An 11,597-nucleotide genomic window follows, 5' to 3' on the forward strand; every position below is an offset into this window, starting at 1 on the left:
CGGCGATTGAACCGATCTAACACGTGACAACTAAGCGGCGAAAACGACCTGATTGCGCCCTTTATTCTTAGCAGCGTATAGAGCTTTATCAGCCCTGCTGAGGGTTTCGGAAAAGGTAGCATTTGCACGACACACAACCACGCCAATAGAAACCGTTACCGGAATTGTAGTAGTGCCAATCTGAAAAGTCTTACTGGCAACGGCTTGACGAACTCTTTCGGCAGAGATTTCGGGTGACATGCTACCTTTTTCACCGAATATCACGACAAATTCCTCGCCCCCGGATCGAGCGATAAAGTCTTCTGGGTGCAGAACGTCGACAATACGTTCTGCAATTTCCTGTGTCCGACATCAGCGTCTTTGAGACAAAACTGGTTTAATTAAGAAGAGAGGATTTTCGGCTCATCATAGCTTTATCAAAGGACGCAAAGATGAGACAGAAAGCCGTTCCCCAAACGTCTTCTGCGGAGAAGACGATCAAAGATATCCGTCGTGCCACGCGTAAACATTATTCGGCAGAGGATAAAATCCGTATTGTTTTGGAAGGTCTGCGCGGGGAAGACAGCATCGCTGCGATCTGCCGCCGTGAGGGGATCGCCGAGAGCCTTTATTATAGCTGGTCGAAAGAATTCCTCGAGGCAGGCAAGAAGCGCCTTGCAGGCGACACCGCCCGTTCTGCCACCAGCGACGAAGTAAAAGCGCTGCGTCGTGAAAGCCGTGACCTGAAGGAGGCGCTGGCCGACGTCACTCTGGAAAACCGCCTGCTTAAAAAAAGCATGATCGGGGATGGGGGCGACGACGAATGAGATATCCCGCCACCGAGAAGCTTGAGATCATTCGGTTGGTCGAGCAATCGCACCTGTCGGCCAGACAAACCCTCGACCGGCTTGGCATTCCAAGGCCGACATTCTATCGCTGGTATGACCGGTTTCTGACCCATGGCGTCGAAGGACTGAAAGACCGGACGCCCGCGCCATCACGGGTGTGGAACCGCATCCCTGACGATATCCGGGATCGCATTATCGAAATGGCGCTGGACCACGCCGATCTGTCGCCGCGTGAACTGGCGGTGAAGTTCACCGACACGGAAAGCTATTTTGTATCAGAGGCTTCGGTCTATCGCCTGCTCAAGGCCCACGATCTGATCACCTCGCCAGCCTATATCCTCATCAAGGCCAACAACGAGTTCAAGGACAAGACCACGCGCGCGAACGAGATGTGGCAAACCGACTTCACCTATCGTGCGCCTCGCCCCAATCGGGGAGGCATATGACTGGAATGCAAAGAGAAAGGAGGATGTGAAGATTTGCCTGTCCCTTGCTGCGAGGGGACATGAGCCCAAGCGGCGGTGACCTGCTGTCAACTGGCAGGGTGACGTAGCCCGCAGGTAAAGGGGATTGAGGCGAAGCCGTTACGCCAAGATGGTTCCCGAGGCTGAAGTATTGGAAGGTTGAGGAACACGAACCGGTTAACTCGCATCTGAGGGCTGGAAGGTCGCCTCGCCTACACGGCTTAACAGGCGGAATGCTGATGATGTCGCCGGACAGGTATGTCGGCGTGCATCCGAACGCGAGCGCAGATGTAAGGATGCTCGCGGTGGGTCATGGGGAGAATGCAGCCAGACCATGACATCGGCATCGACTTGCGGAAAGCAAGGAAAAAGACTGCGACCGGCAGCCTCACCAATACGCTGACGTCCAGCATATGAACGAGGGAAGGCATGATGGAATGACAACAAAGTATTGCGTCGCAAGGGAGTTGACCCTGATGTCCATCGTGTTGGCGGAGTTCTCGTAGTAGTCCGCGGCAGGGAAAGCCTGCCACATGGCGAAGGGGAACAGTTCAAACTGCTTGAAGTGCAAACTATCTGACCAAGCGAGGTGAAGACCTTTGATAATCAGCGAAATGCAGCACAAGCTCGCAACATGGGCCGAAAACGATCCAAACCGGAGGTTTGATCGGCTTCTTCGGCTGATTGCCAATCGGGAATGGCTTGCCGAGGCCGCCCGGATTGTTCTTGCGTCAAATGGCGCACGAACGCCGGGCATCGACGGAATGGATAAGCAAAGACTGCAGGTCAGACTGGATCAGCATCCGGACGACCTGCGGGCAAGCCTGCTGGAGGAGAGTTATCGCCCTCAGCCGGTCAAGCGCATCTATATCCCGAAATCGAACGGCAAGCTACGACCACTGGGTATTCCGACCCTGACGGATCGCATTGTCCAACGCGCCATGCTGATGGCCATGGAGCCAATCTGGGAGAGCGATTTCCATCGTCTATCCTATGGCTTCCGGCCGGAACGCAGCGTGCATCACGCCGTCCGCACCGTGAGGATACAGCTACAGGATGGAGGTGGAACGAAGGGCCGCTGGATCATCGAAGGTGATCTCGCCAGCTACTTTGACACGGTCCATCACAGGCTGCTTCTGAAATGTGTGCGGCGACGGGTGCAGGACGGACGGTTCGTCGATCTTCTCTATCGATTCCTGAAGGCAGGCCACATCGACCGTGGCTTGTTCACAGCCTCAAGCGAGGGCGTTCCGCAAGGTGGCGTTCTGTCACCGCTCCTGTCCAACATCATGCTCCACGAGTTTGATATGTGGCTGGAGGCGAAATACCTGAACAAGAAGGCCCGCAAGGACCGATGGGCATGGAACTTCGGCATCAAGCAAGGCCGCCCCATCACGGTTCGCGAGAACCGGCAATGGAAACCGGCTGTTGCCTATTGCCGATACGCTGACGACTTCGTCGTGATCGTAAAAGGAACCAAGGTTCAGGCAGAGGAAATCCGCGAGGAATGCCGGGCGTTTCTAGAAGGTGAGTTGAAGTTGACGCTGAACATGGAGAAGACCCATGTCACCCACGTCAACGACGGCTTCGTCTTTCTGGGGCACCGGATCATCCGCAAGCGAGGGGCGCATGGACGGATGTCCATCGTAACGACAATACCCAAGGAAAAGGCCAAGGGGTTTGTTCACAGACTTACCGAAACCCTTTCCGGCAATCATAGTGTCAGTACGGTCGACATGATCGCTGGCCTGAACCGCCAATTGGTGGGATGGGCGGCGTTCTACAAGTTCGCCGACTTCACGGCGTACGTCTTCCGGCGCATCGACCATGTCGTGTTCTGGAAAATGGCGCATTGGCTGGGGCACAAATACCGATCCCGCATCAAACCCTTGATGCGGAAATGGTTCAGGGCCCCCGAACCGGGCAAGGCGAAAACCTGGCTCGTGTTTGGTCGGAATGAACGCGGTGATCCCGTCGGGAAAGCGCTGCAACGGCTTGTCTCAAGCCCCAAGGCGCAATTCCGGTGGCGCAATCCGGAGGGAAACCCATACATCTCCCGGCTTGAAGACCGCAGCACCGTCACGTCGCACTACCATGACATTGCTATGGCCATGGGCCAAGCTTGAATAGAGAGCCGTATGCGCTGAAAGGCGCACGTACGGTTCGGGGAGGAGAAGCGCATCTGCGCTTCTTACTCCACTGACGGTCATCGGCAGGGGATGGTTTTACCTATCGACCATCCTCGACGATTATTCCCGTTACATCATCGCCTGGAAGCTGTGCACCAGCATGAAGGTGGATGACGTCACCGATACACTCGATCTTGCATTGGCCGCCTCAGGCTGTGACAAGGTCAAGGTTGAGCACCGGCCGCGTCTGCTGTCGGACAACGTCCTAAGTGCGGAAGAAAATGGGCTTGGCAGACAAAGTTTCTCTGCTCGTCAGCATGCTCACGCTGCATGACGCTCGTCAAGTCACATCGTCGAACCAGGCGGCTTCCACTGGCATGGGAAAAGGTCTCGTCCATAGCAAACACAGGGTCCATCCTTTTGGCCCTCACCGTCCTTAACACGAGCTTCTGATCCAGGTGGAAGACCCAAGCATTGTCTACAGGATCATCCGAAGGATGCCCTCACGGCTCTAACTGACAGAGGTTCTTCCACCTGGTACCCGTCCTTCAACGAAGGGCCGGTAGTCTGAACCGCTTTTGACGACGGCGTGTACGACACGCGCCATCTTGGCGGTAATAGCGGTCATTGCCTTGCGGCGCAGATCAGGATTGTCACGATCTCTCGCGATGTAGCGTTCGAATTTATGTCGGAAGCCGTTCTCACGCTGGCGGATGGCAACTTGCCCAGCAATCCACAGGGTTCGTCGCAGCCGCGCGTTGCCGAATTTGGAAAGTCGGGTCTGGCCGCGATACTGGCCCGATTGCTGTGTCGACAGGTCCAGCCCGCAGAATTTGAGAAACTGACGGTGATGATGAAAGCGGCGCAGGTCCCCAGCCTCCGCAATTATCGTTAGCGCGTTGATCGGACCGATCCCAGGAATCTGCCGCAGGATCTGATAATCACGGCTGTTTCGCAGCAAATCATCGGCCTGTGCTTCGATCTCGTTGCGTTGGCGGATCAGGCTGCGGGCTTCGGCGACAACCATCCGAAACATGCGAATTGCAGGCGCATCCAGCGGCAATGGCAAGCCAATCGAGGTGCGGGCAGTCTCATAAATATCCATTAAAATCTGTGACTTGCTCACTTTCCTGCCGACAACATCCCATGCCGCTTCGACGAACTTCTCCTTCGTCAGTGTCGTGATGCTCGATGGTGTGGGGAAGGCGTCGAGGAACGCGAAGAACCAGTCGCTCCGACTGTTACCCCGGAAACGCTCGATCTCTGGAAAATACAGCGGCAGGTAATGCGTCAGGATGCGATGTTGGATCTCGGTCTTGGCGTTAGCAATGGCTTCGTGTGTCTTCGACAATTCTTGAACGTCGTTGATGCCAGCACGCAAGGGATCATGGTAGACCTGAGTCGAGTGGATCCTCAACATGTGCAGGATCACCTGGGCATCCTTGGGATCGTTTTTGTCCCAACTGTTGTGCAAGGCTTCTCGCGTGCGGGCAAGCGCTAGCGACGACACTAACCGCGTTTCGAAGCCGGCTTCCACCAACCGCCAGGCAATCGGACGATGATAGTTACCCGTTGCCTCAAAGGCGCAGACCACCGGTCGGTCATATGATTGCAAAATCGCGATCAGATGGTCATGTTCTGCACGCGTATTGAGAACAGACAACCGACGGCGGCGTTTATGGCCGGGTGCTTCGATCAACACTTCATTGCGAACCTTGGCGATGTCGATGGCTACCAACACGGCATCGGCAGGTATAGAATTCTGACTGGTCATGGTCGGTCTCTCCGGAATGAGTTGTGAACACTCACATTCTAGAGCTACTTCGACTGGCCATGGCCACCTCAAACGGTGCGCGCTTGCAGCAAAAAAGCTGCGCGCACCGTTTGAGGTGGCTCCAACTCTTCCTTCCGTAGGTGCTACGGTTCGTGTTACGTCGCATCTGATCTCGGCGAATGGCTGGAGAAACACAAGATCGACCAGGTTCACGGCGCTCCCGGCCACCCGCAGACGCAAGGGAAAATCGAACGCTGGCACCAGACGCTGAAGAACCGCATCCTGCTTGAAAACTACTTCTTCAAGGAGGACCTTGAAGCCCAGATCGCGGCCTTCGTCGAGCATTACAATCATCGCCGTTACCATGAGAGCCTCGACAATCTCACTCCCGCCGACGTCTACTTTGGACGCGGACAGACCATCCTGCTCGAACGCGAAAGGATCAAACGAGACACGATCAAAAAACGCCGCTTGAACCACCAGGCCAAAGCGGCTTGAATCAACCCCTAAACCGAGCCGGAAACTCCAATCTTCAAAAGCACAAATAGTCTCAAATCATTCGACGACGGACAAGGGCGAGAACGGAGATAAGCCCACGACCATTCGCGCACATCGACAACTCCCGCCTTCCGCGCAGGACGCTGCGATTGCGCGCGTCTCCGGCCAGCTTCTTTCTCGCTATGCGCGCCAGAAGAGGCCCCTGACGCTAAGGGTGACCGATGCCGAACAGGAACCCGATCGAATTGCCGGCCGGCGCAGCCGCGCTGCTTATGGACATTCTGGAGGCCATGGCCGCAGGACGAGGCGTCACCATCATTCCAGAGAACGCTGAGCTGACCACCGTCGAAGCGGCCAGCGCGCTCAATGTTTCTCGGCCCTATCTCATCAAGCTGCTTGACGATGGCATCATTCCGCATCGGAAGGTTGGGAAGCACCGCCGCATCCGCATGGAAGATGTCGTGGCCTACAAGGCCCGGGACGATCGCGAGCGGGAAGCCATTCTGGATCAACTCGTCGGTGAGGCCCAGGAACAGGACATGGACTATTAACGTCCATGAGCAACTATACTGCGCTCCTGGACGCCAATGTGCTGTATGCGATGGCTTGCCCTCCCGAAGACATCGAGTATGATGATCCGTCGTTGAAGGAAGAGGCGTCGATCCGTTGATCAACGGCCGGAAGAACCTCTGCCGGCAACTCGCATTCAGATAATTCCCGGCGCTCGCGCCCAGGTCCATAGAGGTATCACCCATGTATCGCAGCAACGGTAATTTCGAGGCGTATGCCCGCCCGCCTAAGCCGGAAGGCGTCGATGGAAAAACGGCTTACTTTGTCGGAGCGGGGCTCGCGTCGCTGGCCGGCGCGGCGTTTCTGATACGCGATGCGCAATTATCCGGCGAGAATATCATCATCTTCGAGGAGCTTGCTCTGCCGGGCGGCAGCATGGACGGCATACTCGACGAACATAAGGGTTTCATCGTCCGCGGCGGTCGCGAGATGGAAGCACATTTCGAAACGCTCTGGGATCTGTTCCGCTCCATTCCTTCGCTCGACACGCCGGACGCCTCCGTCCTCGATGAAATGTACTGGCTTCACAAGAAGGATCCGAGCCGAAATCCCTGCCGCGCGACCGAGGGCCGAGGAGATCCAATTCCGCACATGGCCGACCTGACGCTGACGCCGAAGGCCGTCGAGGAGATGCTCAAGCTCGCCCTGACGCCCGAGAGCGCGCTCGACGACAAGCGCATCGACGAATGCTTCGGCGAGGAGTTCTTCGCCTCCAACTTCTGGCTCTACTGGGCCACGATGTTCGCGTTCGAGCCATGGGCGAGCGCCATGGAGATGCGCCGCTACATACTGCGCTTCGTCCACCACATCGCGACGCTCGCCGATCTCTCCTCGCTGCGCTTCACCCGATACAACCAGTATGAGTCGCTCATCATGCCGCTCGTCGCGTGGCTGGAAGGCAAAGGTGTCCGCTTCCAGTACGACACCCAGGTCGAGAACATCGAGGTCGAAACGGCGGGAGGCAACAAGCTGGCCCGGCGGCTCGTCATGACGGTGGGAGGCGAGCCGAAGACGATCGAGCTCACGGAGAACGACGTGGTGTTCGTCACCAACGGTTCGATCACCGAGTCGTCCACATTCGGCGACAACGACCATCCTGCGCCGATCGAAACCGGCCATGGCGGCGCTTGGACGCTCTGGAAGAATCTCGCGGCGCAGCATCCCGCCTTCGGCCGACCGGAGAAGTTCTGCGAGGACATCCCGGACGCGAACTGGACGATCTCGGCGACCGTCACACTGCTGGACGATAAGATCGTTCCCTGGATTGAGAAGATGACCGGCCGCGATCCCCGCGATGGTCGCATCGTCACCGGCGGCCCCTGCAACTTCAAGGACTCGAACTGGCTGTACGGCTATACGATGAGCCGTCAGCCTCACTTCAAGGCGCAGGACGAAAGCCAGAAGCTCGTGGTCTGGCTCTATGGCCTGTTCTCCGACAAGCCCGGTAACTACGTGAAGAAGAAGATCCGCGAGTGTGCGGGCGCCGAGTTGTGCGAGGAGTGGCTTTTTCACATGGGCGTTCCGGTCGAGGACATTCCCGCGCTGGCACGCCGGTCGGCGAGCACGGTCCCCTGCAACATGCCCTACATCACGTCCTATTTCATGCCGCGAGCGATGGGCGACCGTCCGCTTGTTGTGCCGGACGGTTCGAAGAATCTGGCCTTCATCGGTAATTTCGCTGAAACCGAGAAGGATACCGTGTTCACCACCGAATATTCGGTGCGCACGGCCATGGAAGCCGTCTACACGCTGTTCAATGTGGATCGCGGCGTGCCGGAGGTCTTCGCCTCGTCGTTTGACGTGCGCGTATTGATGAGCGCGCTGTATTACCTCAACGATCGGAAAAAGCTCGACGAGATCCAGCTACCGTTTGTGGCTCGCCTGCTCGGCAAGGTGGCCATGAAGAAGATTGAGGGCACCTATCTCGAAGAGCTACTGAAGGACGCCAAGCTGGTCTAGGCAGCGCTCGCGTGGCGCTTGGTTGGAAGCACGTCGATGAGCAGGCGATCGAACTTGTCCGGGCAGCTTTGGCGGGAGACATCACCCGCCGACGTGCAGGCCACGAAGGGTGTTGTCACGTTAACTGGGCTACAGTTGCCTGCCTGACGGTTTGGGCGTAAATTTTGGCGATGCAGACATCAGATATCATCTTCAAGCGTCACCGTTTTCCGCCACAGATTATTGCTCATGCGGTGTGGCTTTATCTGCGGTTCAACCTTAGTCTGCGTGAAGTTGAGGAAATGCTGCTTGAGCGTAGAATCGACGTATCATACGAGACAGTTCGTCGTTGGATCGCCAAGTTCGGCCCCCAGATCACACGCAACTTGCGGCGGCGTCAGGCGCGCCCCGGCGATATTTGGTATTTGGACGAAGTGGTCGTCAAATGCGCTGGAGAAAAATTCTGGCTTTGGCGTGCGGTTGATCAACATGGCTCCGTTCTCGAAGAAATCTTGCAGAAGCGGCGTGATAAAAGGGCGGCAAAGCGACTGCTCGTGGCGTTAATGAAGCGCTATGGCTTTGCTCCCAAACGGATCATCACCGATAAGCTCCGCTCCTACGGTGCAGCAAAGGCAGAAGTGGCACCCGGCCTTGGCCATTGGTCGCACAAGGGCCTCAATAATCGGGCTGAAAATAGCCATCTGCCGTTTAGGAAACGGGAGCGAACCATGCAAGGTCATCGGTCACCTGGAGCGTTGCAACGGTTCGTCTCCATGCACTCAGCGACCCGCAATTGTTTCTCTGTTCCATCTCGTCGCCGAGCCGCACACACAATTCGCTACCATCGCCTCGAAGCTTTCGATGCATGGAAAATTGCGGCCTGTTTCGCATGAATATCTACGAGCCCCTGGTCTTTCCGGCCAGAGAAACTTAACGTGACAACACCCCAGGGCGAGATCAGAAGGCCAAGACCGGCAACGATATTGACGATATCAAAAACCGTCCGGTAATTCGAATTCAGGGACTTTAGCATCGTTTATTTCTCCTCATCGGTTGGTTGCATCATCAATGGACCGCCTCGGTCGGCGAGGCGGCCGGTGCGGCGGCAGCCTTCGAACGGCCGTCGCCGCAAAGCTCGGATATCGTGGATGGGGCCGGCAGAAGACGCGCTTCGGCCCGATGGGGGAGCAGGAACGGCGCCAGTTCTTCCTCCGAGAATGCTCCTGCTGCGATCTCCTGCAATGCGAGATCCCCCGCATTCCGGTCTCCCAAAGCAAGTCTCGGTTCGGCCCCACGGTTGAGCGCACGCGTGCGCGCTGCCGCAGCCAGCACCAGCACGAACCGGTTCGGAAGAGCCTTCTCACAATCAAAGATGACATGCGGGTCCATGGCTCACCTCATGCGGCATGCCGATCGTTCATTGTATGAACTGGCCCGTTTTCAACGCCTCGCTCAAGCGCGAGCATCGCCTGCTCGACCTCGTAAAGGCGCGACGGCCGGTCGTTCTCCGGCATGCCTTCGTTGGTCGCCTGATCCGCTAGATATTCCGTCCAGGCCCAGTTCATCAGGATCGAACGCTTCGCGTCGAGCGATAGCGCCGGATCGCGAACGACGTCCATCGGGGCGAACCAGCTGGCCGGGCCGGACGCATCGTCGCGGTCTGCCGCGCTATCCATGGCCTGCCCGTACTTTTCCTGAAGTCGAGCAAGACCCAGCCGCTCCAAGGTTGCATCAGCAAAGGCATGAGCGGGCCTAGCCGATTGGCGACCATTCCTCTTCTTGGCCGATGCAACAGCCTTGTCTGCCGGCCGTTGCACGACGTAGGTCAGCCCTTGTCGCTTGGCATAGCGGATGGCGGATTGCAGTGTGGGGAATTCGAGTTCCACCTGCGCAAGTGGGTCACTGCCGCCGGTATAGCCCATCAAGGGTTCGATAAACGGCGCGGAGCGACGCTCGAAAACGAGCCGCCAGCCCTTTGTTCGCGCATTCCCTGAGGTGGTCACAGAACGCGACGGCTTGAAGATGCGCGCAACCGCGTCGTCCGGAAATGGCGAGCGTCCGAAGGAAAAGTTGCGCCGGTTGTCATTTAAGGCGCGGACAGCGGCAGTTGGGGTCTCTATTTTTGGTTTTGTGTCTCTTGCAGTCTCCATTTTTCATCCCTCCCGGTAGGCGAAGGATACTCGCGGCCGCCAGTAGGCCGGCCGCCAGGGTTGGTTGAACCGATCAGCTCTTGATGGCGATGCGCTTGACCTGCGACTGCGCCTTCTCGGTCTTGGGCAGGATCACGGTCAGCACGCCATTCTTGAAGTGCGCGTCGACCTTGTCTTCCGCGATCTCAACGCCGAGCGGGATGCGGCGCTCGAAGCGGCCATAGTATCGCTCAGAGAACTGACGATCCTTGTCCTCGTTCTCGGAGCGCTTCTCGCCCTTCAGCGTCAGCACGCCGTCGTTGAGCAGGACTTCGATGTCCTTTTCGTCAAGGCCTGGCACTTCGGCCGTCACCTTGATCTCCTTGTCGGTGTCGGAGACCTCAACGCTCGGCCAGCCGGTACTGAAGGCAGAACCGCCACCGAAGGTGGTCAGGCCCGAGCCGAAGCCGCGGAAAACATCATCGAACAGTCGGTTCACTTCGCGATGAAGCGACAGGAAGGGATCGCGGTCGTCATCGCGCAGGACAGTCGGCACCTGGTCTCGATTATTGCGGCCCCAGGGGATCAGATCACGAACACTCATGGTTTTTCTCCTTCTCATCTGTTGATTGGACAATATCCGCCCGTGACGCCGGGCAATGGCCCGGCGCCCTGATTGCAGACAACGTCGTTTGAAAAATCAGGCGGCCTGCTTGTCCGCTTCGATCTGCTTCGTCTCGACCTTCGGCAGTGCCACGTCGGTCGAAATCGCGATCTGGCGAGGCTTCATCTCTTCAGGGATTTCCCGCTTGAGATCGACGGTCAGCAGACCATTGACGAGCCCTGCACCCACGACCTTGACGTGATCTGCAAGCTCGAACCGGCGCTGGAATGAACGGCCGGCGATCCCGCGATGCAGATACTGCTGATTGTCGTCATTCGCCTTCTGCCCGGCGACGAAGAGCATGTTCTGCTCTTGGGTAATCGTCAGCTCGTCCTGCGTGAAGCCGGCCACTGCCATGGCAATGCGGTAGTCGTCCTCACCGGTCTTGATAATGTCGTAGGGCGGCCAGTTGTCGATCGATTCGACACGGCTTGCAGCTTCAAGTGCGTTCAACATTCGGTCGAAGCCGATGCTTGACCGGAAAAGGGGAGAAAAATCGAGGTTTGTCCTCATAACCATATCCTCCTTACAAGCAACATGGATACAAGGAGACGCCAAGAGCACAGGGCGCCTCCTGGACTTGTCGACCCCCGATTGGGCGATC

General features: G+C 57.3%; 9 protein-coding genes and 4 pseudogenes. 7 read left to right on the forward strand and 6 right to left on the reverse strand.

Features of this window, described 5'->3' with window-relative positions; all coding sequences use genetic code 11:
* Positions 1-30 precede the first annotated feature (30 nt).
* On the reverse strand, positions 31-336 hold the full coding sequence (locus OANT_RS27470; protein ID WP_080514373.1) for a GGDEF domain-containing protein: 306 nt from the start codon (positions 334-336) through the stop codon (positions 31-33).
* A gap of 95 nt (positions 337-431) precedes the next feature.
* Here OANT_RS27470 and OANT_RS26010 point away from each other — a divergent pair.
* The 3 genes and pseudogenes from OANT_RS26010 to OANT_RS26015 form a co-directional block, all read left to right on the forward strand.
* Positions 432-1,240: pseudogene (locus OANT_RS26010) on the forward strand (helix-turn-helix domain-containing protein); the annotation flags it as partial.
* 650 nt (positions 1,241-1,890) lie between these two features.
* Complete coding sequence (ltrA, locus tag OANT_RS23810) at positions 1,891-3,417, forward strand: group II intron reverse transcriptase/maturase (RefSeq protein ID WP_172488826.1); 1,527 nt, start codon at positions 1,891-1,893, stop codon at positions 3,415-3,417.
* Between the two features lie 67 nt (positions 3,418-3,484).
* Positions 3,485-3,682 (forward strand): annotated as a pseudogene (locus tag OANT_RS26015) (DDE-type integrase/transposase/recombinase); the annotation flags it as partial.
* Between the two features lie 224 nt (positions 3,683-3,906).
* On the opposite strand, the pseudogene OANT_RS23815 reads toward OANT_RS26015, so the two are convergent.
* Positions 3,907-5,194 (reverse strand): annotated as a pseudogene (locus OANT_RS23815) (IS110 family RNA-guided transposase).
* 147 nt (positions 5,195-5,341) lie between these two features.
* Between OANT_RS23815 and OANT_RS26020 the strand changes: the two are divergent.
* The 4 genes and pseudogenes from OANT_RS26020 to OANT_RS23830 all read left to right on the forward strand — a co-directional run.
* Positions 5,342-5,692: pseudogene (locus OANT_RS26020) on the forward strand (integrase core domain-containing protein); the annotation flags it as partial.
* Positions 5,693-5,913: 221 nt separating this feature from the next.
* Positions 5,914-6,243, forward strand: coding sequence for an excisionase family DNA-binding protein (locus tag OANT_RS23820; RefSeq protein WP_011982788.1), 330 nt, complete (start codon positions 5,914-5,916; stop codon positions 6,241-6,243).
* Positions 6,244-6,445: 202 nt separating this feature from the next.
* The gene (locus tag OANT_RS23825; RefSeq protein ID WP_011982787.1) at positions 6,446-8,221 is read left to right on the forward strand and encodes an oleate hydratase; all 1,776 of its coding nucleotides are present in this window, start codon (positions 6,446-6,448) and stop codon (positions 8,219-8,221) included.
* Between the two features lie 170 nt (positions 8,222-8,391).
* On the forward strand, positions 8,392-9,093 hold the full coding sequence (locus OANT_RS23830; RefSeq protein ID WP_011982786.1) for an IS6 family transposase: 702 nt from the start codon (positions 8,392-8,394) through the stop codon (positions 9,091-9,093).
* Positions 9,094-9,265: 172 nt separating this feature from the next.
* Here the strand turns inward: OANT_RS23830 and rpoZ are convergent, their stop codons facing one another.
* The 4 genes from rpoZ to OANT_RS23850 all read right to left on the reverse strand — a co-directional run bounded on the left by rpoZ (position 9,266) and on the right by OANT_RS23850 (position 11,506).
* Positions 9,266-9,589 carry a DNA-directed RNA polymerase subunit omega gene (gene rpoZ, locus OANT_RS23835; protein ID WP_011982785.1) on the reverse strand — a complete coding sequence of 108 codons (324 nt, stop codon included), beginning with the start codon at positions 9,587-9,589 and terminating at the stop codon, positions 9,266-9,268.
* Between the two features lie 8 nt (positions 9,590-9,597).
* Positions 9,598-10,350, reverse strand: a complete 753-nt coding sequence (locus OANT_RS23840) for an NADH dehydrogenase ubiquinone Fe-S protein 4 (RefSeq protein ID WP_011982784.1) — start codon at positions 10,348-10,350, stop codon at positions 9,598-9,600.
* Between the two features lie 73 nt (positions 10,351-10,423).
* On the reverse strand, positions 10,424-10,933 hold the full coding sequence (locus OANT_RS23845) for an Hsp20/alpha crystallin family protein (protein WP_011982783.1): 510 nt from the start codon (positions 10,931-10,933) through the stop codon (positions 10,424-10,426).
* Between the two features lie 96 nt (positions 10,934-11,029).
* Positions 11,030-11,506, reverse strand: coding sequence for an Hsp20 family protein (locus OANT_RS23850; RefSeq protein WP_011982782.1), 477 nt, complete (start codon positions 11,504-11,506; stop codon positions 11,030-11,032).
* Positions 11,507-11,597 lie beyond the last annotated feature (91 nt).

It is taken from the genome of Brucella anthropi ATCC 49188 (genome assembly GCF_000017405.1).
Lineage (GTDB): Bacteria > Pseudomonadota > Alphaproteobacteria > Rhizobiales > Rhizobiaceae > Brucella > Brucella anthropi.